This is a genomic window from Microcoleus sp. Pol12B3 (genome assembly GCF_036701355.1).
GTDB lineage: Bacteria > Cyanobacteriota > Cyanobacteriia > Cyanobacteriales > Microcoleaceae > Microcoleus.
In genome coordinates this window covers 46,309-65,230 of sequence record NZ_JAUBQS010000012.1, presented here as the reverse complement: position 1 = coordinate 65,230, position 18,922 = coordinate 46,309, and the positions used below count along the sequence as shown (strand labels likewise).

Below are 18,922 nucleotides of genomic sequence, written 5' to 3'. Positions count from 1 at the left end.
GGATAGCGCCCAACTTCCGCGCAACACAATATAATGTATCAACATTTGCATTTTCGCAGACAAAACAAAGGAAAGGAAAAGAGGAAAATATCATGTCCAATGCCATGATGGTAATTTACCCCTACCGCGAACAGTACACCTGGGTTTTTGACGACGAGCGAGTCGGACTTGTGCGAGAACCATTTGTTCAGGGCGTCCCGGAAATGATTAACGCGCTCGTCGCAGACATTCCCAATGCCGCTCAAGGTTTCCGACTTTTATTTTCAGCCAATCCATTTCCCGGATATCAAGCAGAAATGCTGTGGTTGAAAGCAGAATACGGCGGTAACTGGTATCGGTGGGAATCCAAAAATCTCGAAGGCTGGCTGTGTCCGGCTATGTTCAAATACTTTCCAGAAGCACCGCCCAAGTTTTACTGCAAAGCTGAAAAACTGCAATAATTAACAGCAAGTCAATGAAAAACTTGTCAATTTTTAAAAGAGACTTTGTTACACCAGTCGATCAAACCTCTCGAAAAAAGCCTAAATTCTTCCTGTATATAGTGGGGCTATTTTTCCTAGTCTTCACCGCCGCCATCTCGGCCACAATGGGGGCAATTACTGCCCTGTTAGCTCCCGTGGAACCCCCAATTATCAATAGAGTATTAGAGGCGACTGGCTTTGACTATCTATCCTCCAACCGCTCTGGATACCGCCTGTCGCGGTCAGTTAATATCTTGATATTGGGAATTGACGGCGTGCCTGAAGCTGCAGCCAATGGCCCTAAGATTTTTGAGGGCCGCAGCGATACAATACTCTTATTTCACCTCGATCCTAGAGATAAATCTATTAGTTTGCTTTCTGTTCCGCGAGATACTAAAGTCGAAGTTCCCGGAATTCGCTTTAGCAAAATTAGCGAAGCCAATGCTAGAGGAGGAGCAGCTTTGGCGACGCGATTGGTTAGCAGTATGCTGAACAATACGAAAATAGAACGATACGTGCGAGTCAGCAGCAATGCGTTTCGGGAATTAGTCGATTTAGTGGGCGGAATTGAGGTATTTGTACCTCGCGCCATGTCGTATACAGATAGCGCCCAAAAGTTAAAAATAAACTTAGCCAAGGGATGGCAAACTCTCAACGGAGAACAAGCAGAACAATTTGCTCGATTTCGCAACGATGGTTTAGGAGATATCGGCCGTATTCAGCGACAGCAATCTTTAATTCAAGCTATTCGGAACCGCCTCACAAGTCCATCAGTATTGGTGCGCTTGCCACAAATTGTGCGATTGATGCAAAAATATGTGGATACAAACCTAAATTATGAGGAAATATTGACCCTGGCAAATTTTGGTTTGCAATTGGATCGAGAGAATTTTAAAATGGTAATGTTGCCTGGAAGTTCTAGTTCAGAACAAGCCGATTTGAGGAGTTATTGGATTGTAGATGCGATCGGGCTGGAGCGCATTATGACACAATATTTCAATCAGAGCGTGCCGGATTTTGCACAAGGACGAGTTCGCAATCCAACTGAGTCCGTTTTGCCCAAAAACCTCAAAATAGCTGTCCAAAACGCTTCTAGCAAACCGACAACGGCAAAAAACGTTGGTGAGCTTCTCACAAAAAAGGGCTTTTTTAATGTATCTGTAGTGCAGGATTCACCCCAGAAGGAGCGTCAAAGTCTAATTATTGTTCAGCAAGGCGATTTAGAGGCAGCGAATCTACTGCAAAAAGAATTAGGAGGCGGTAAAATTGAAGCATCTTCTACCGGTGAAATCAATTCTGACTTGACGCTTCGCGTTGGCGAAGATTGGGTAAAGCGATTTTGATGAGTCATGAGCCAATTACCATGAGCGCAATATCTGTGAAAAGTGTTTTCAGAATTTTCCTGAGCCTGTTTGTAAGTTTAGTGTTGGCTTTGGGGTGGGTGCTGCTGAGTGCTACTCCGGCATTGGCCCTGCCGAAAACAAATATTAATTACACAAATATTAATTTGTCCGATCGCGATTTTTCCAACTCGAATTTAGCGGGGGGAACATTTGTCGCTGCTGAAATGCGGGGAACAAATTTTCAAGGTGCTGATTTAACTAATGCGATTTTGACTAAGGGAGTTTTACTAAATGCCAACTTATCAGGTGCGAACCTCTCCGGTGCTTTGGCAGATAGAGTTACATTCGACGGCGCTAATTTGACGAATGCTAATTTTTCCGAGGCAATTATGACTCGAACTCGGTTTTTTGATGCTGCAATTTCTGGCGCAGATTTTACTGACGCGATTATCGACGCTTATCAAGTAACTATCCTGTGCGAAAAAGCAGATGGTGTCAATCCCGTGACGGGAGTTCCTACCCGCGAAAGTTTGGGATGTCCCTAAATATTTACACTTACAGGAATTACGCCAAAATGGGTTTTACGGGCTACTTATAGCGGTTACATTTATCGCGGTAAAGTGCGCAGTGGACACCCTACATAGGGCTTGCTGAATAAAGAGAAAAAAGAGATGTTTTATGGATTTGTCAGCGCGGCTGGGGTGGTCAAATGCAATAATTGCTGCTAAGATGTCTCAAAACCAGTGCATCATTACCTGCGATCGTGTACCGAAAAGTCTCGCGGTGCCCCAAGCCCAGCAGCAGAGTTTGAACTCCCCAACGGGTGCGCGTTAGCAGCAGATAATCGTTGGGGGAGCATCTCATATTTGTAAAAACACTTGTTCTGACTCCTTCTTTCTGAGCCTTTCCTACTGGATCCTGTCTCCTGCCTTCAATTCCTACCTTGGGTGCTTTCATTGAGATGCTCCCTCAGCTTTGTGGGGTATCACTCTTTTTTATGAGCTAGTTTGCGGATACGAGACGATGCTGGTGGCAAATTCAAATATTCATTTTTATCTTCAACAACTGAGGCTCTAGATGCTGGATACTTCTTGCGTTTAGGGGCATGATTCGCAACTGTACCCAAGCATGGTATGCCAAAATTTTCTAATTGAGTGAAAACCTTTTGAACTACGGAAAAGGGAACCTGCTGAATTGCTACAACCATCAATATGCCATCTGTGCGCGCAGCTAAAAAATTCGTATCTTTACTGTCAACGAGCGACGGCGTATCGTAGATAACTAAGTCAAATTTTGCCTGAAGTTCTTCCATTAAATACTGCATCCCAGATGAGGCCAGCCGTCGGGCAGTACCAGGACCAGGGACACCGGCAGTTAATACAAAAAGATTATCTGTTAGATGCGATCGTTGGATAATTTCATTGGGTTCGTTTTTATGGTCGAGCAAGTTGCTCAATCCCTTGACATTAGGCAGTTCCAGCAGCAAGTGCACGCTGGGCGAATGCAAATTCGCGTCTACTAACAGCACTCGCTGACCCGCCAGCGCTGCCACGTGAGCTAAGTTTAAAGCAACGGTAGATTTTCCTTCGCCAACTGTAGCCGAACCAACTGCCAAAGAGCTAATCGTTCGATTGGAAGAAAGAAAGCGGATATTAGTATAAAGAGAGTCAAAAGCTTCTATAAATTCCGCAGCATTTTTCTTATTACCCTCTTTTCTTTCCAGATAAGCATAGGCATTAGCAATAGAAGGGGGCAATTTTCTAGCATTTTTGTCCAGAGGAATTGCTCCTAATAAAGGTGCTTCAACCGCATCTTTAACATCATCAGCACAGTAGAAAATATTGCGGAACTTTTCAATAAGGATAGCAGCTCCCAGACCCAAAACTAGCGCTCCAACAATTGCCATCATTAATTTGTTTTTAGCTTTCGAGGCAACTGGAATCAGGTTGCCCTTCTCATCTCGCGGTATGCCTGGTTCAGAAATTATTTCCCAAGGTACTTGGCTTTGAGCTGCTTGGACGCGCAGAGTTTCCCGCTGACTTAAAAGTTGATCGCGGGTGCGGGCAGCTACTTCTAATTGCTGTTGCAGTTCGTTGTAGCGGCGGGCTATAGTGGGGAATTCTGTTGCTTGTCGGTTTAAATTATTTTTAGTTTGGGTGATTGCTTGAAGGCGAGCTTCTAAGACTTCAACTTGGTTAGCAGTATCCACCAATTGTTTAATCAAGCCTATGCGAATAGAATTTTGAAAATTTTGAACTTTAGAATTAGCTTGAGTGCCGACTAAATTTTGCCCCAAAATTCTATCAGTTTGCTGGTTGAGCAAAGCTACTAAATTTGCCCGCTTGCGCTCTAAAGCTTCCACTATAGGGTTAGCAGATTTAAAACGAGCTGTTTCTACAGCAATCTGACCTTCTACTTCCTTAACCTTGGTCAGCAACTCTTTATATTGAGGCTCTTCGCTTAAAGCTGAAGCGGCAATAGCTTCATTTGGTGTAAAATCTAATTGTTTTTGCAAGTTAGCGTACAGCGTTTTCTGTTCTTGCAGTAGCCTTTGAGTTTCTAACTCTAAAGTTTCTACGGCACGAACTTGCTGGATTAATTGCGCGCCTTGTTCTTGAGGATTGGTAATCTTTTGCTTCTCCTGTATCACCTGTAACTCCGATTTCAGGCTGTTTACGCGCTTATTGAGTCCCGGAAGCTGGTCTTCAATAAATTTAACACCTTCACCAATCCGAGTCTTGCGTTCATCAAGACTGTACTTTAAATATTTCTTTTTAGTTTCTTGTAAAACGAACTCAATTAATTTAGGGTCATCCCCCATGAAGCGAACTTGCAAAATTTTAGTGAGCGTCATCTGATCTTCTCCCATCCGCAAAACAATTAATTCTTTTTCAAGAATTTTTTCTGTAACTTTTGGATATCGTTTTTGGACTTGTTTTGCAATAGCAGAAAGCATCTGAGGACTCTTGAGAATTTCAAGTTGAGTTGCGTAGTCCAAACTAAAAAAATCTCGATTAGGTACTCCTCCCCCCTCGCTGCGATTGGCTAGGGCAGCGGGGTCAGCAATTCTTGCCTCCGTTGTCACGGGTTCCACTAGCATCCGAAAATCGCCTTGATATGTTTTCTTGCCTCCCTGGATCTGATAAACAGCTCCAGCGCCCACTAGACCTATAATCCCAATAATGATGAGGGCTTGTCGCTGAAAAGTCCTCAACAACGGTTTAACATTCAATCCTTTCTGAGGCTGCGCGCTTAACTCTTCTCCCTCGTCAACGGAAAATTGCTGCACCTGTCGGCTCTGGTTGCTAATGGGTACGATATGAGCGTCCTGTTCTCTTTCCATGTTGACCTCTTGGATATTGTGTGGGTAAAATCAGCTTTCTTCTGCGAGCCTTCGGGTTGATACTTTGAGCATTGGCTTAAGGATATCACACGAAATTATTGGTTGGTCGAGCCCACTTCCTTCTAATAGTTCTCACTCTTTTCACATAGTATACAAAAATAACTAAATCCCTATGCTATGCCCGCGGCAAAAGTTCTTTTACAACTGCTGGATAGTTATATCAGACTGCATTTGAGTCTGCTGCGTTGTGCTTGTATTTAAGGTTTCCGGGCGAGGAAGCCAACTTTTTCAGGTGTCGCTCAGCTTCGCGACAGGGAACTCAATAACTTTACTAAACTTTTACAATTGACTGTAACACCTGAGCCACCACTTGCGCTGGTATTGGTTTTTCTTCTATGCCATTTTTCGGTTCGCAGTCAACTGCAGAAGCATATGTTAACTTACTACTTAACTGACAGGCTAAAACGTTTGGCATTTTCTATGTAGATATAATTAGTAACATTCAGCAAATTTTTGGAACGGCAACTAATCGAATCAATTTCCGAGAAAAATCTGTCTCTTCTCTTAATTATAAACTTTTTGAGTAGCTGGGTGACTGTTGAAGTTGATCGGCTTACTCATCGTCCTCCTTATATCACACACTACTCTCAATAGTGTGCAACCGACATAAAATTTAATAATTTGTTTTTTCAGGATTGATAGACATCTCGAACAACTCAAGCCTTGTCGGTTTTTCTACCGGGGCGGATGGTGCTGCGCTATTTATGCTTTTTAGTATACAAACTAGGTTTTGGGTTCGGGGGCTATTACTAAAACAATCGCTTTTATTAGCCCTCCGAGCGAAAGCAATAGCAATCCTTTCGGTAAACGCGCAACAGTTTTTTTATTAACCGATGCAATAAGAAGATGACACATTGTTAAATAAAAAAAGAGTTCGCACCGCATAGGAGGATTGCTATTGCTTTCGCTCGGATTAACTATTGGTAGTTATTGTTTTTTGATTTTACTAATTACCAACTACTTTTTATTAGCGCTTACTGCTTTTGTGCTTTTCTTTCTCGAAGTTTCAACAAAATTTCTGCATGAACTTCGCGGGTTATGGGATAAAAATATGTGAGAATCATGCCAGCTATTAAAGCAATTGTGGGCAGCGGTCCGATCGCAACTCGAATGGCAAAGAGTGCAGAATCTGGTTGTACGGGTGTTGGCTGTCCCGGAACTGTAGATAGAAATCCAGCTCCTTCTAATGCTTGGCCTACCAACCACAAACCCACTGCCAATCCGATTTTTTGCAGCAATACCATAAACGAATAGAAAACGCCTTCGCGTCTTTCTCCTGTTTGCAGTTCGTCGAGTTCGATCACATCCGGTATCATCGACCAAGGTATTAGATAAGCCGTGGAAACTCCGACACCTGCCATGACTGCTAATAGGTACATCTGCAATACTTGTCCTGGTTGGAGGAAAAACAGTCCAGCTTGGGCAATAATCCACAAACTCATGCCCATAAAATATACGGCTTTTTTGCCGTATCTCTCGCTGACTTTACTCCAAACAAATAGCATGATTAATGCAGTGCCTTGAACTGCGATCGCAACTAAGCTAAAAACGTACTGTGGCTGTTGCATCCAGTTAACAACAAAGTAGGGAATAATAGTAGCAGTCAACTGCACTCCCAGCCAAGAAAAAAGATAAATTCCAATTACGTACAAAAAAGGGCGATTGCTAAATGCAATCTGCAACTGTTCTTTCAGTGGCAAGGATGTAGAATTATCGAGTTCTGCGTTTTCTAGTAGTTGAGCTGCGACGTGCTTGCGAGTTCCCAAAACGCACCAGTACAAAGGTAAGACAGAGATAACAGCAGAGATTGCACCTAAGACTAAATATTGTTGATTCGGGTTCTTGTCAAATACAGCAAAGATAATTAGAGCTAAGATTAATGAAAAGATGCTGCCGCCAATGGAGAAAGCAAATCGAAAACTATTAAGGCTAGTGCGTTCGTTGTAGTCTTGAGTAAGTTCTGGGGTCAGGGCAGTGTAGGGAAGATTGACAGCCGTGTAGGCGGTGTTGAACAAAATGCTGATCGCAACATAGTACCAAAATAACACTGTGTGATCCGTGCTAGGTACAATCCACTGCAATAAGAAGAATATGCCGAAGGGAATGCCACCATATACTATCCAAGGATATCGGCGGCCCCAAGGATGAGAAGTGCGATCGCTCAAAACCCCCACAATCGGGTCGTTTATAGCATCCCAAACCTTGCCTATCACCAAAATATTGCTAGCTAAGCCAGCAGGTAAACCAGCGACATTGGTAAAGAAAACTAGCAGGTAAAATGCCAAAACATTAGCGGTAATTGCCGGGCCGAGATCGCCTGCACCGTAAGCTAATTTTGTCGAGAGGCTGAGTTTTGGTGTTCTGGGGTTGTCGGCGGCTGGTTGAGGCGGGGAAATGTTGCTCATAAACTTTGATTTCGGGATTTTTTGGCAGTCACAGTCTTTCCAGTAGGAGTATAACTCGCGCTACGCCCTAATACTAAGTTTTTTGTAGCGATCGGGACAAGCTTGAAGATTTGGTAATTGATAATTGGTAATTGGTAATTGATAGGTTGGTGGGGGCAGGTTTACGAGATTATTGGTCTTAGGCAATTATTCTTGGTAAAACCTGCCCCTACTTAAGGAAACAGTTGCGAAATCTGAACTTCTATTTCTGGAAATGCCAGCATTGACAAAACATCATCTTCATTAAATACTGTTTCTTGCCGGTAGTCTGCCTCGCCCGGTTCGCGAAAAACATAAACTTGTCGCGTGTTAATATCAAGTATCCAATAATCAGTAATTCCCGCCTTAGCATAAGCCGGTGCTTTTCGCTTGCGGTCTGTTTCTAAGGTGGTATCAGCTATTTCTACTAATAAGAAAATGTTGGCGGGTGCGGGATGAAAATCTTGGTACAGCCGAGGGTCGATTTGCACTACAGCAATATCCGGTTCTGGTTCTGAATTATAGCTTAGAGCGATCGGGTCTTGGATGCGAATTAAAGCAAGTCCTGCCAGCAGATTTCTAAGATAGTCGGCTGCACAGAGATTAGTTGCTGCGTGGGGAGGATTTTTTGCACTCATTGAAATAATTTGCCCGTCAATTAATTCGACTCGTTCATCGGGATTGAGAATGCCTGTTTCGGTCATGCGGCGATATTCCTCTACAGTCCACAAGCGTAAATCTGTTACAGTCATGGCACAATTTCCTTGGGCGATATTATCTATTATCGATTCACATTCTAGTTTTTCTTAAATTACTCGGTCAACAATCTAGATTTTGTTGTAATTGCTCCCACACACCACAAAATGGCATTGACAATCTCCGATCGCTGAATATCTTCGGCGTCTAAAAAACTTGCAAACTCTTCCTCAATATTCAAATGGTCTGCAAAATCATAAAGTATGCGCTTGTATTCAGTTGGCATCGGTATTAAAGTAGCTTTCACTAAATCGAAAAGCGTGTTCAAACAGTTGAGGATAGTAGCTGACTCGTCAAAATCTTCGGCATCGAGCAAGTACAGCGTTTCCGCAATGTCGCAAATAGCGTCTATTTGTGTGGGTGGCTTTCCCAGTTTGCTGACATCGATATGGCACAATTTGAGAGCGTTAATCGCTAGTTCTGGACGCGTAAAAAATACAAGTTGACCGCCGGCTACTAAGGGCGGCTCTTGTTCTCCATAGACAATTAGAGTATATAGATTTGGTATTTCGGTGCCGGGGTCGATCCGAAAACCAAACAGCCACAACAATTTTTCTGTATTTGGGTTTGCTGTTTGCAGTGTTGTTGGAAAATTGTTTGGTTCTGACATTAATTTTTAATCCTTAAAATACGCTCTTAAACTCGGTTTCTACGCAAATTTTTTGTTTTTGTGATAAATCTAGAGATAAACCGGGTTAATAAGGCAAGAGGGCGTAATCTTTTTCCTATAAATTTTGCTGGATTATGTCGCAGCATTCGGCAACAGTTGCTCTTTTTTCCATTGCTGATACTAGGGCTTCGTAAGCTGATTTGTGGCTTTCAATCAGGTTTTTTGCTCGCAGCAAACCCCAGTTTTGTTTGAGTTGAATCTCTGAACTGGGACGGCGCAGCTGTGTTAAAATTGCACTAATTTTTGTGCGGTCTTCTGCTCCTCCTTGTGCGCTGCCGTAAACAAATTTTTCGGCGACTATTCCGGCCATCCACACGGTGCAGTATTGGTCTAAAAGTTGGGCGGAAAGAGTGCTGCTTTGGAGTTGAGATGCTAATTGTTCGTCTTCAAATCGGACGCCGCCTTGGGCTGTTTGACCTTGTTTAAATGCTTCCCAAGCGTTGAGGGCGTAGCTGGTTACGGGAATTCCCAAGAGGTGGGCGACTAGGAAGTGTCCGGCTTCGTGATGAAGGATACGATCGCGCTTTTGTTTGGAAGTTCCCCCCAGCCAATCTAATAAAATAGTACCGCCTTGACCTTGCCACTGGAAACTGTCAAGGGTGGCTAGCCCCAACAGGCAAAAAGTGGCGATCGCAGGTACGGCTTCTGGCAAGTTGAATAGGGGCCCCAACAATATTGAAACGGTGATGGCAAAGATAGAAATAGCGATAATATTCAAAGAAGTGTCTTTCATAATGGCGAAGGGCTAACTGGGAATTGGTAATGGGTAATTTGTAATAGGGAATTGGTAATGGGAATGGGTTTTAGAGGTAAACTCAGGTACGATCGCGCGATCGGTTTGGCAGCGTCGGGTCGATCGCAGCAGCCGGGACTTCCGACAAAAACACCACCTTCCAGTTTGACTGAAAATTGCCCCTCCGAAGCCACCGATATTAAAAAGATATTAAAATAAATCAAAGTCCAGTAAAAGTGTTAGTGGAATCCTTCATGTCAGTTTTGGCAGCGATCGCAGTTTTAGGTATCTTGATTGTCGTTCACGAACTCGGCCACTTCTTGGCGGCGAGACTTCAACACATCCACGTCAACCGCTTCTCCATCGGTTTCGGGCCAATCCTCTGGAAGTACCAAGGCCCGGAAACTGAATACGCCCTCCGCGCCTTTCCCCTGGGAGGTTTCGTGGGTTTCCCGGACGACGATCCCGAAAGTACAATTCCCCCAAATGACCCGAATTTGCTCAAAAATCGCCCCGTGCTCGATCGGGCGATCGTCATTAGTGCAGGGGTAATTGCCAACTTAATTTTTGCTTATTTCCTGCTGGTGGTGCAATTGACCACTGTCGGCGCGGCAGAAATGAACTACCTACCGGGAGTTAAAGTCCCGGAAGTCGCTGCGGAAGTCAGTTCGGCCGCCAAACAAGCGGGAATTCGATCGGGCGACGTTGTTCTGTCTGTTGACGGCAAGGAATTGGGCGCTTCCCGCGAAGCAGTCAAATTATTGGTCACAGCAATCCAAGATCATCCCAACCAACCCCTAGCGTTGGAAATTCAGCGCCAAGAACAAAAATTTGTGGTGACAGTAACTCCTGAAGAGTCGCCCGACGGCAAAGGTCGCATTGGTGTGCAGCTAACTTCTAACGGCACTGTGGTGCGGCAGAGGGCCGGAATTGTAGAGGCGTTTAGCAAGGCCGCCAAAGAATTTGAGCGGATTGTGGTGCTGACGGTTCAAGGTTTCGGGCAGTTACTTAGCAATTTCAGCCAGACTGCCGACAAGTTGTCCGGGCCTGTGGCGATTGTGGCGATTGGTGCAGGGATTGCCAAATCAGATGCTGCGAGTTTGTTTCAATATGCGGTGTTAATTAGCGTCAATTTGGCTGTGATTAATATCTTGCCTTTACCTGCTTTGGACGGCGGTCAGCTAGCTTTTCTGTTAATAGAAGGACTGCGGGGCAAGCCTCTGCCGAACCGCATTCAGGAAAATGTCATGCAGACTGGTTTGGTGTTGTTGCTGGGTTTGGGAGTTTTCTTGATTATTCGCGATACTGCTAATTTGGCTGGATTTGATTTGCGAAATTTCATGCAATAGTAAATGAAGGCAGAGGGAAGAAGGCAGAAGGCAGAAGGAAGAATTATGTCTAGTTTTTCTTTTTCCTATTTTCCTATTTTTCCTTCTTCTTTTTTTCCTACTCAAGCGAGGCATATCCTATGGTTATGGGTTCCCCGGTCGTGCCTGGTGGGAACCAGTTAAAAACAAATAACAAATGAGTAATGACTACTGATGACTAATGACTACTGACTAATGACTAAAAAGTTAAGTTTAAAACAACGATCGCTCGAAATTCTGATTCGCCTCAAACGCCTCTATCCAGAAGCTCCTTGCACTCTCAACTACGAAACTCCCGTGCAGTTGCTGGTGGCGACTATTCTCTCGGCTCAGTGTACGGACGATCGAGTAAATTTGGTAACGCCGGCTTTGTTTAAGCGTTTCCCCGATGCGGTGGCTTTGGCAAATGCTGATATAGAAGAACTAGAAAGTCTGGTGCGATCGACTGGTTTCTACCGCAATAAGTCTAAAAATATTAAAGGTGCTTGTCAGGCGATCGTCAATAAATTTAACAATCAAGTACCGCAGCGGATGGAACTGCTGCTAGAATTGCCCGGAGTTGCCCGCAAAACGGCTAATGTCGTTCTCGCTCACGCTTTTGGTATTAATATGGGCGTGACCGTAGACACTCACGTCAAACGTTTGACTCAGCGGTTGGGATTGACCGAACATACCGATCCTACAAAAATAGAGCGGGATTTGATGATATTGTTGCCGCAGCCGGATTGGGAAAATTGGTCGATTCGGTTAGTTTATCACGGCAGGGCAGTTTGTAATGCGAGAAATCCGGCTTGCAATATTTGTGAACTTGCAGATTTGTGTCCTTCTGCTAATATTACGCACGGGTGCGTCAGTGCCGAGGCTAGCAACTAGCATTAAAATATAGAATCTGAGGCACATTACAATTGCTGAAATGAAGAGTTTATAAATGAACTCGCTCGGTCGCTCGTTTTTTGAGTTTGCTATAATTATTGTCAACAGCTTAATGCTAAGGAAGTAAGTATATGAGTATTGCGATTTCCCTCAGTCCAGAAATAGAGGCACTACTTCGTGAAAAAGCGAATCGGGAAGGACAAGATATTAGCCTTGTTGCGGCCCAATTGCTAACTCGGATATTAGAATGGGAAGCCCGAGACTCTGAAGAAGCTATTGAGGGTATTCAGGAGGGGTTAAATGATTTTGAGTTAGGACGGTTTCGTTCTTTTGATGAATTTGCTAAATCACAGCGCACCAAGTACAGTTTTCCAACAAACTGATGAGATATCTCATTGAAATTTCTAGCGTTGCAGAAGCACAAGCGGATAGTGCATTCCTGCTATTATCTCAGATGACATCACCAGAGAAAGCAAGGGAGTGGTATGAGGGATTGCTGAAGGCGATCGAGTCTTTATCAGCGATGCCCAAACGTTGTCCTATCGCCAGGGAAAATCAATACTTCAGTAAAGAAATTAGGCAGTTACTTTATGGTAAAGGGCGCAACTCATACCGCATTCTTTTCACTATTGCCGAAAGTGAAGATGTGTCCGCAGTTCGCATCCTCCACATTCGACACGCTGCACAACAAACTCTTGGCGAGAACCAGGAGTAGTTCCTAGGGTGCGTCAGCTCGAATTCGAGCAACTGTCGATCGCACAATATTAGCTGAGGCACCCTGCAAATGAGATAAGTTGTTATGTGTAAATAAAAATATTTAAAATTAAAGTTATCCAAAAAGACAAAAATATAGTAAAATAGTAGATTGTGATTAATCTAAGGATATCAACAGATTATGGCTAAGAAGAGCATGGTCGAGCGCGAGAAAAAGCGCCAGCGACTCGTAGACAAGTACGCCGACAAGCGGGAAGACCTCAAAGACCAGTTTGACCAAGCTACCAATCAGATGGACAAAATGGCGATTCACCGCCAACTGCAACAGCTACCTCGCAGCAGTTCGCGGACTCGCTTGCGGAACCGCTGCTGGGCAACTGGACGGCCCAGAGGTTACTATCGTGACTTCGGACTGTCTCGCAACATGATGCGAGAAATGGCTCACGAAGGTCTTTTGCCCGGTGTTGTGAAGTCTAGCTGGTAGCACGAGAAAGAAGGAAGAAGGAAGAAGGAAGAAGAAAGAAAAAAACTCACAATTAATCGGCAGGATTAGGTTTGGGGTTGATTTTTGTTTCAGACTTATGAGTTAAATTTTCCTCCTTCTTGCTTCACTGACCACAGCATTTATCGATGCCGAGACTTTCGAGTAACAAGTCGCTGACGGCATTGGCGATCGCAAATTCGCCGTAGAAGCTTTTAGAAAAATCATAGGCCTGCATTTCGGTGACGATCGCAATTACGAGGCTGCCCAAGTCGTTTTCCCCTTCCATGCGCTGGCGGACATAGATTTGGGCAGCCCTTTTAGCTATTTGCTGGTTGGCTGCTTCTGGGATAAACTCGGAGTCTAGCCATGCCAGCAGCGTTTGTTGGAGCCATTGGCCTTCTTGTTCGGGGTTTTGGGCGGGCGGTAAGGTAATAGGTTCAATGATTTCAGACATGATTATTCCTAATTGCTAATGTTGACTTTGAAAAGTTAACTGAGAAATGACAACTGATAAATATATGCAATATGATATACCGACAATTATACAAGGATATGCCCAAGGCTATTTCTTGATGGCAAATGACGGCGAGGAAAGTTTGGGGTGGTATTCGAGCCGTCAGCGGGCGCTGATTCCCCTGGATGAAAGATTTACCTATCCGAAATCCCTGCGTCGCCAAATCAATCAAAATCGATTTTCGGTGGCTGTGAACCGCGATTTTGGGGCGGTGGTTGAGGGTTGTGCCGATCGCGAAACGACTTGGATTTCTAAGGAGCTCAAGAAGATTTACTGGGGTTTGTATGAGGCCGGTTGGGCTTACAGCTTCGAGACTTGGTGCGGCGACGAATTGGCGGGCGGTATTCTCGGATTGTCGATCGGCGGTGCGTTTATTGGGGAGTCGATGTTTTACCGAATTCCCGAGGGTTCTAAGGTGGCGATGGTGAAGTTGGTGGAGAGATTGCGCAATCGATCTTATCTAATTTTCGACGCTCAAATGAACAATCCGCACTTAGAAAGATTCGGCGCTTATACTATTAAAGAAAAACTGTACAACACTCTTTTGCAAGCAGCTTTGAAGCGCCGCTGCTCGCTATTTTGAATATTTTTTCATTCGGGAAAAGGCAGTACCGTGTCCGACCCCAGTAGCGGCTTCAAACAATAGTATAATTAAGCTGAGATACTTCTCGGAGACAACCACAATGCAAGTCACAACAGAAGAAATTATTTATCCATGCAGCGACGGTCAACCGATGGCAGATAGCACAATTCAATACAAATTAATTGTCACCATCAAAGAAGGTTGCGAGTCGCTGTTGAAAGATGACCCAAACGTGTTTATAGCCGCCGATTTACTGTGGTATCCGGTTGAGGGTAGAACAGATATTTCTCAAGCGCCCGATGTAATGGTGGTATTTGGGAGGCAAAAGGGCGATCGGCGTTCTTACCTACAATTTCGTGAAGATAATATGCCTCCCCAAGTCGTGTTTGAGATTCGCTCTTTCAGCGACAGCCAAATAAAAATGAACAAGAAATTTTCATTTTACAATCGCTACGGAGTTGAGGAGTATTACCTTTATGACCCAGCACAAAATGAGTTGACAGGTTGGCGAAGAATTGAAGGAATGTTAGAAGTAATTGAACCTATGGAGGGCTGGATAAGTCCAAGATTGGGAGTGCGGTTTGAGTTGGGTTCGGAAGGGTTAGAAATTTATCGACCTGATGGACAAAAGTTTCTTTCCTATTCCGAATTAGATGAACAGCGAGAATTAGAGCGACGGCGCGCAGAACAAGAATTTCAGCGTGCCGAAGAAGCTTCGCAGCGTGCCGAACAAGAAGCTCAAAAAGCGGAACGTTTAGCCGCCAAACTGCGGTAATTGAACATCGATCCTGATAGCATCTAAGCTCTAACTAGGAGAATAAACCCGGTTTGTCAAAGAAATCGGGTTTCTGGGGATTGCAGTTATTTACTTTTTTCAGGGCGAACCGGGATATTTGGTCGATCGCCCCCAGCTCAAATTACTTATACTACAATATATAATACAGATATTCGAGCCAAAATCCTTGGTACTCAGAAAAATCCTAATCGATACCCCTTGAATGTGCAAAAATATTCAAGCAAACATTAGTAAATTATAAAAGGAGAAATTGTTGTGGATTCAAGATATAACCCCCAATCCATAGAAGAAAAATGGCAGCAGACATGGGCTGAGCAAAACTTAGACCAGATGCCAGAAGATACCCAAAAGCCTAAATTTTATGCCTTATCCATGTTCCCCTACCCGTCGGGAAACCTGCACATGGGCCACGTCCGCAACTACACAATCATCGATGTAATTGCCAGACTCAAGCGAATGCAAGGTTATCGCGTATTGAATCCGATGGGATGGGACGCTTTTGGTTTGCCCGCAGAAAATGCAGCTATCGAGCGAGGAATTCCCCCTGCACAATGGACTTATCAAAACATTGCCCAAATGAAAGGCTTATTTCGCCGGCTGGGTATTTCTTTCGACTGGACAAAAGAAGTTACAACTTGTTCTCCCGATTATTATCGGTGGACTCAATGGATTTTCTTGCAATTTTTAGAAGCAGGATTAGCTTATCAAAAAGAAGCGGCAGTTAATTGGGACCCCATAGACCAAACAGTTTTAGCAAACGAACAAGTAGATAACGAAGGTCGTTCCTGGCGTTCCGGTGCTAAAGTCGAGCGCAAATTATTGCGGCAGTGGTTCCTCAAAATTACCGATTACGCCGAACAGTTATTAAACGACTTAGACAAATTGCCAGATTGGCCAGAAAGAGTCAAATTAATGCAAGCCAACTGGATCGGCAAATCAGTCGGCGCTTACTTAGAATTTCCGATTGTCGGAATGGATGAAAAAATCGCCGTTTTCACCACACGTCCCGATACAGTTTACGGTGTCAGTTACGTTGTTTTAGCACCGGAACATCCACTAACTCAGCGCGTAACAACCGAAGATAGAAAAGCGGCCGTAGAAACCTTCATCAAAGAAGTCGCCGCCCAAAGCGAGATCGATCGCACAGCCGAAGACAAACCAAAGCGCGGCATCCCCACAGGCGGCAAAGCAATCAATCCTTTCAACGGCGAAGAAATCCCCATTTGGATTGCCGATTATGTGCTGTACGAATACGGCACCGGCGCAGTCATGGGAGTACCCGCCCACGACACGCGAGATTTCAAATTTGCCAATCAATATCAACTGCCAATTAAAGTAGTAATTGTGGATGATGATGAAGTTCCGCTGACCGAAGCTTACACCGAACCTGGGATTATGATTAATTCCGAAAGCTTCAACGGCATGGATTCAATTAAAGGCAAAGCAGCGATTATTCACCATGCCGAAAATGCAGGTTATGGCAAAGCCAGAATCCAATACCGCTTGAGAGATTGGTTGATTTCTAGACAGCGTTATTGGGGCGCCCCGATTCCCGTAATTCACTGTCCCACCTGCGGCACAGTACCCGTCCCTCAATCAGATTTACCCGTGTTGTTGCCGGAAAATGTAGAATTTACTGGCAAAGGTTCGCCATTGGCAAAGATGGAAGAATGGGTAAACGTTCCTTGTCCGAGTTGCGGCACTCCGGCGAAGCGCGAAACAGATACGATGGATACTTTTATCGATTCTTCGTGGTATTTCTTGCGCTATCCCGATGCTCAAAATCAAGAGCAAGTCTTCGATACGGCAAAGACAAATGATTGGATGCCCGTAGACCAATATGTCGGCGGCATCGAACACGCCATCTTGCACTTACTGTATTCGCGGTTCTTTACCAAGGTTTTGCGCGATCGGGGTTTGATCGATTGTGACGAACCATTTAAACGCCTGTTAACTCAAGGCATGGTGCAAGCAATGGCATACAAAAACCCCGTTACTGGCAAATACGTTCCCCCAGCAGATATAGACCCCGCAAATCCAAAAGATCCTGAAACTGGTGAAGCTTTAGAAGTCTTCTACGAGAAGATGTCAAAATCAAAATATAACGGCGTTGACCCCTTGCAAGTTATGGGAAAATATGGGGTAGATACGGCGCGGATGTTTATTTTATTCAAAGCGCCGCCAGAGAAGGATTTGGAGTGGGACGACGCTGATGTGGAAGGGCAATTTCGCTTTTTAAATCGCGTTTGGCGCGTGGTTACAGAGTTTGCTGGACGAGTCCCTGCCACCCCCGATCAAGCAGGAGAGAATGCTGAATTAAGCAAAATTGAGAAGGATTTACGGCGGGCAATTCACACTGCAATTAAGGAAGTTAGCGAAGATTTAGAGGGCGACTATCAGTTCAATACTGCTGTTTCTGAAATGATGAAACTCAGCAATGCTTTGAATGATGCTAAGTGTAAAGATTCGCCAATTTATGCAGAAGGAATTAACACTTTGATTCGCTTGTTAGCGCCTTTTGCACCGCATATAGCTGATGAGTTGTGGCACAATACTGGTAACAGTGAATCTGTGCATACGCAAAGTTGGCCGGCTGTCGATCCATCTGCATTAGTTACCGATGAAATTACGCTGGTAATTCAAGTTATGGGCAAGACTCGCGGCATAATTCAAGTGCCTTCTGGTGCTGATAAAGCTGCTTTGGAAAAGTTTGCTCGCGAGTCGGAATTGGCCAAGCGTCACCTAGAAGGTAAGGAGATTAAAAAGGTAATTGTGGTGCCTGGAAAATTGGTTAATTTCGTGGTAGCTGGATAAAGATGAGAAACCCGGTTTCTTCAATAAACCGGGTTTTTAATACTTGAAGTTAAGAATTAGCCCTGCCAAAAATGAGCAAGCTAAACAAAACCAAAAAACGTTTTTTGAGAGGGCTATTGTGTTTAGGAAAACTTTGGGCGATCGCCTACATTGCTTCCTGTATACTCTTGTTTTTTCTGCAAACTCGTTTGATCTTTCAGCCAACACCTACAATCGCCAAAACACCAGATGCTTTTAACATCGCTTACCAAGAAGTTTGGTTGCCAGTTAAGGGTCGATCGCGCAAAATTGAAAAACTTCACGGTTGGTGGCTGCCCGCCGCAAACCGACAATCATTAGGAACTTTATTGTACCTGCACGGCAGGGGTTTGAACATCGGTGCGAATATCGCTCAATCTTACCGCTTTCGGCAATTGGGTTTTTCTGTATTGCTGATTGATTACCGGGGTTACGGCCGCAGTCAAGGCAGCTTTCCCAGCGAATATCGGCTATATGAAGATGCGGAAACCGCTTATAATTATTTAGTTAAGCAGCGGCAACTGTTGCCTAGCCAAATTTTATTTTATGGTCATTCAATGGGAGGTGCTGTTGCTATTAAGTTAGCAATAAGGCATCCAGAAGCTGCTTGTTTGATTGTCCACAATTCGTTTACTTCTATGGTGGATATGGTGGAAAATAATGCTTATATGCGATTTTTTCCGGTGCGGTTGTTGCTGACGCAAAGGTTTGATTCTATTGCTAAGGTTAAATCACTGCGAATGCCGATTTTGTTTGTTCACGGGATTGCCGATTCTTTTGTTCCTGCTACTATGAGCAAAAAGTTATATGCTAGTTCTCCTGAATATAAAAAAATTTTGCTAGTTCCTAATGCTAGGCACAATAATGGAGATGCTTTTTTTAATAATCCCGAATATCGCCAAACTATTGTGGATTTTGCCGAAAAAGTAATCGATCGAAAAAAACTATGACTTACGCACTCCGCCTTCAT

Annotated in this window: 20 protein-coding genes; 13 read left to right on the top strand and 7 right to left on the bottom strand. The window is 44.2% G+C overall.

Going from position 1 to position 18,922, the window contains the following annotated elements:
- Positions 1 to 92 precede the first annotated feature (92 nt).
- Genes QUA53_RS08670 through QUA53_RS08660 form a run of 3 tightly spaced genes read left to right on the top strand, consistent with a single transcriptional unit; the run spans position 93 to position 2,349 of the window.
- Positions 93 to 440 carry a DUF6717 family protein gene (locus tag QUA53_RS08670; protein ID WP_015175132.1) on the top strand — a complete coding sequence of 116 codons (348 nt, stop codon included), beginning with the start codon at positions 93 to 95 and terminating at the stop codon, positions 438 to 440.
- Positions 441 to 454: 14 nt separating this feature from the next.
- Positions 455 to 1,804: an LCP family protein gene (locus QUA53_RS08665; protein ID WP_333096361.1), complete on the top strand. Its 1,350-nt coding sequence runs from the start codon at positions 455 to 457 to the stop codon at positions 1,802 to 1,804.
- Between the two features lie 20 nt (positions 1,805 to 1,824).
- Positions 1,825 to 2,349, top strand: a complete 525-nt coding sequence (locus QUA53_RS08660) for a pentapeptide repeat-containing protein (protein ID WP_333096363.1) — start codon at positions 1,825 to 1,827, stop codon at positions 2,347 to 2,349.
- Between the two features lie 160 nt (positions 2,350 to 2,509).
- Here the strand turns inward: QUA53_RS08660 and QUA53_RS08655 are convergent, their stop codons facing one another.
- From QUA53_RS08655 to QUA53_RS08630, 6 genes are all read right to left on the bottom strand, one after another.
- Positions 2,510 to 2,761, bottom strand: a complete 252-nt coding sequence (locus tag QUA53_RS08655) for a hypothetical protein (RefSeq protein WP_333096365.1) — start codon at positions 2,759 to 2,761, stop codon at positions 2,510 to 2,512.
- A gap of 28 nt (positions 2,762 to 2,789) precedes the next feature.
- A complete protein-coding gene (locus QUA53_RS08650) occupies positions 2,790 to 5,147 on the bottom strand; it encodes a polysaccharide biosynthesis tyrosine autokinase (protein ID WP_333096367.1) in 2,358 nt (785 codons plus the stop codon).
- Between the two features lie 1,034 nt (positions 5,148 to 6,181).
- Complete coding sequence (locus tag QUA53_RS08645) at positions 6,182 to 7,612, bottom strand: MFS transporter (RefSeq protein ID WP_333096371.1); 1,431 nt, start codon at positions 7,610 to 7,612, stop codon at positions 6,182 to 6,184.
- A 212-nt stretch (positions 7,613 to 7,824) separates the two neighbouring features.
- Entirely contained in the window at positions 7,825 to 8,382 is a 558-nt protein-coding gene (locus tag QUA53_RS08640) for a Uma2 family endonuclease (RefSeq protein WP_333096373.1), read from the bottom strand.
- A 59-nt stretch (positions 8,383 to 8,441) separates the two neighbouring features.
- The gene (locus tag QUA53_RS08635; protein WP_333096375.1) at positions 8,442 to 8,996 is read right to left on the bottom strand and encodes a hypothetical protein; all 555 of its coding nucleotides are present in this window, start codon (positions 8,994 to 8,996) and stop codon (positions 8,442 to 8,444) included.
- 115 nt (positions 8,997 to 9,111) lie between these two features.
- Complete coding sequence (locus tag QUA53_RS08630) at positions 9,112 to 9,789, bottom strand: ATP-dependent Zn protease (RefSeq protein WP_333096377.1); 678 nt, start codon at positions 9,787 to 9,789, stop codon at positions 9,112 to 9,114.
- 57 nt (positions 9,790 to 9,846) lie between these two features.
- Between QUA53_RS08630 and QUA53_RS08625 the strand changes: the two genes are divergently transcribed.
- The 6 genes from QUA53_RS08625 to rpsN all read left to right on the top strand — a co-directional run bounded on the left by QUA53_RS08625 (position 9,847) and on the right by rpsN (position 13,227).
- Entirely contained in the window at positions 9,847 to 10,008 is a 162-nt protein-coding gene (locus QUA53_RS08625) for a hypothetical protein (protein ID WP_333096380.1), read from the top strand.
- Between the two features lie 35 nt (positions 10,009 to 10,043).
- Positions 10,044 to 11,138 (top strand): RIP metalloprotease RseP, encoded by a 1,095-nt coding sequence (gene rseP / locus QUA53_RS08620; RefSeq protein ID WP_333096382.1) that lies wholly within the window; start codon positions 10,044 to 10,046, stop codon positions 11,136 to 11,138.
- A gap of 213 nt (positions 11,139 to 11,351) precedes the next feature.
- Complete coding sequence (gene nth, locus QUA53_RS08615) at positions 11,352 to 12,029, top strand: endonuclease III (RefSeq protein ID WP_333096383.1); 678 nt, start codon at positions 11,352 to 11,354, stop codon at positions 12,027 to 12,029.
- A gap of 131 nt (positions 12,030 to 12,160) precedes the next feature.
- Entirely contained in the window at positions 12,161 to 12,412 is a 252-nt protein-coding gene (locus tag QUA53_RS08610) for a hypothetical protein (RefSeq protein ID WP_333096384.1), read from the top strand.
- Positions 12,412 to 12,744, top strand: a complete 333-nt coding sequence (locus tag QUA53_RS08605) for a type II toxin-antitoxin system RelE/ParE family toxin (RefSeq protein ID WP_333096385.1) — start codon at positions 12,412 to 12,414, stop codon at positions 12,742 to 12,744. The genes QUA53_RS08610 and QUA53_RS08605 overlap by 1 nt, the downstream gene beginning before the upstream one ends.
- Before the next feature lie 180 nt (positions 12,745 to 12,924).
- Positions 12,925 to 13,227 carry a 30S ribosomal protein S14 gene (gene rpsN, locus QUA53_RS08600; RefSeq protein WP_333055623.1) on the top strand — a complete coding sequence of 101 codons (303 nt, stop codon included), beginning with the start codon at positions 12,925 to 12,927 and terminating at the stop codon, positions 13,225 to 13,227.
- A gap of 124 nt (positions 13,228 to 13,351) precedes the next feature.
- On the opposite strand, the gene QUA53_RS08595 is transcribed toward rpsN, so the two are convergent.
- Positions 13,352 to 13,681 carry a hypothetical protein gene (locus QUA53_RS08595; RefSeq protein ID WP_333096388.1) on the bottom strand — a complete coding sequence of 110 codons (330 nt, stop codon included), beginning with the start codon at positions 13,679 to 13,681 and terminating at the stop codon, positions 13,352 to 13,354.
- 46 nt (positions 13,682 to 13,727) lie between these two features.
- On the opposite strand from QUA53_RS08595, the gene aat reads away from it, so the two are divergent.
- From aat to QUA53_RS08575, 4 genes are all read left to right on the top strand, one after another.
- Complete coding sequence (aat, locus tag QUA53_RS08590; RefSeq protein ID WP_445304931.1) at positions 13,728 to 14,324, top strand: leucyl/phenylalanyl-tRNA--protein transferase; 597 nt, start codon at positions 13,728 to 13,730, stop codon at positions 14,322 to 14,324.
- A 100-nt stretch (positions 14,325 to 14,424) separates the two neighbouring features.
- On the top strand, positions 14,425 to 15,099 hold the full coding sequence (locus tag QUA53_RS08585) for a Uma2 family endonuclease (protein ID WP_333096390.1): 675 nt from the start codon (positions 14,425 to 14,427) through the stop codon (positions 15,097 to 15,099).
- Positions 15,100 to 15,375: 276 nt separating this feature from the next.
- The gene (leuS, locus tag QUA53_RS08580) at positions 15,376 to 17,934 is read left to right on the top strand and encodes a leucine--tRNA ligase (protein ID WP_333096393.1); all 2,559 of its coding nucleotides are present in this window, start codon (positions 15,376 to 15,378) and stop codon (positions 17,932 to 17,934) included.
- Positions 17,935 to 18,005: 71 nt separating this feature from the next.
- Positions 18,006 to 18,902, top strand: a complete 897-nt coding sequence (locus QUA53_RS08575; protein ID WP_333096395.1) for an alpha/beta hydrolase — start codon at positions 18,006 to 18,008, stop codon at positions 18,900 to 18,902.
- Positions 18,903 to 18,922: the final 20 nt, after the last annotated feature.

Bases quoted from the DNA above. Each gene is read 5' to 3' on its own strand.
- QUA53_RS08670 (WP_015175132.1), top strand. From the start codon at position 93: ATGTCCAATGCCATGATGGTAATTTACCCCTACCGCGAACAGTACACC.
- QUA53_RS08665 (WP_333096361.1), top strand. From the start codon at position 455: ATGAAAAACTTGTCAATTTTTAAAAGAGACTTTGTTACACCAGTCGAT.
- QUA53_RS08660 (WP_333096363.1), top strand. From the start codon at position 1,825: ATGAGCGCAATATCTGTGAAAAGTGTTTTCAGAATTTTCCTGAGCCTG.
- QUA53_RS08655 (WP_333096365.1), bottom strand. From the start codon at position 2,761: ATGAAAGCACCCAAGGTAGGAATTGAAGGCAGGAGACAGGATCCAGTA.
- QUA53_RS08650 (WP_333096367.1), bottom strand. From the start codon at position 5,147: ATGGAAAGAGAACAGGACGCTCATATCGTACCCATTAGCAACCAGAGC.
- QUA53_RS08645 (WP_333096371.1), bottom strand. From the start codon at position 7,612: ATGAGCAACATTTCCCCGCCTCAACCAGCCGCCGACAACCCCAGAACA.
- QUA53_RS08640 (WP_333096373.1), bottom strand. From the start codon at position 8,382: ATGACTGTAACAGATTTACGCTTGTGGACTGTAGAGGAATATCGCCGC.
- QUA53_RS08635 (WP_333096375.1), bottom strand. From the start codon at position 8,996: ATGTCAGAACCAAACAATTTTCCAACAACACTGCAAACAGCAAACCCA.
- QUA53_RS08630 (WP_333096377.1), bottom strand. From the start codon at position 9,789: ATGAAAGACACTTCTTTGAATATTATCGCTATTTCTATCTTTGCCATC.
- QUA53_RS08625 (WP_333096380.1), top strand. From the start codon at position 9,847: ATGGGAATGGGTTTTAGAGGTAAACTCAGGTACGATCGCGCGATCGGT.
- rseP (WP_333096382.1), top strand. From the start codon at position 10,044: ATGTCAGTTTTGGCAGCGATCGCAGTTTTAGGTATCTTGATTGTCGTT.
- nth (WP_333096383.1), top strand. From the start codon at position 11,352: ATGACTAAAAAGTTAAGTTTAAAACAACGATCGCTCGAAATTCTGATT.
- QUA53_RS08610 (WP_333096384.1), top strand. From the start codon at position 12,161: ATGAGTATTGCGATTTCCCTCAGTCCAGAAATAGAGGCACTACTTCGT.
- QUA53_RS08605 (WP_333096385.1), top strand. From the start codon at position 12,412: ATGAGATATCTCATTGAAATTTCTAGCGTTGCAGAAGCACAAGCGGAT.
- rpsN (WP_333055623.1), top strand. From the start codon at position 12,925: ATGGCTAAGAAGAGCATGGTCGAGCGCGAGAAAAAGCGCCAGCGACTC.
- QUA53_RS08595 (WP_333096388.1), bottom strand. From the start codon at position 13,681: ATGTCTGAAATCATTGAACCTATTACCTTACCGCCCGCCCAAAACCCC.
- aat (WP_445304931.1), top strand. From the start codon at position 13,728: ATGACAACTGATAAATATATGCAATATGATATACCGACAATTATACAA.
- QUA53_RS08585 (WP_333096390.1), top strand. From the start codon at position 14,425: ATGCAAGTCACAACAGAAGAAATTATTTATCCATGCAGCGACGGTCAA.
- QUA53_RS08575 (WP_333096395.1), top strand. From the start codon at position 18,006: ATGAGCAAGCTAAACAAAACCAAAAAACGTTTTTTGAGAGGGCTATTG.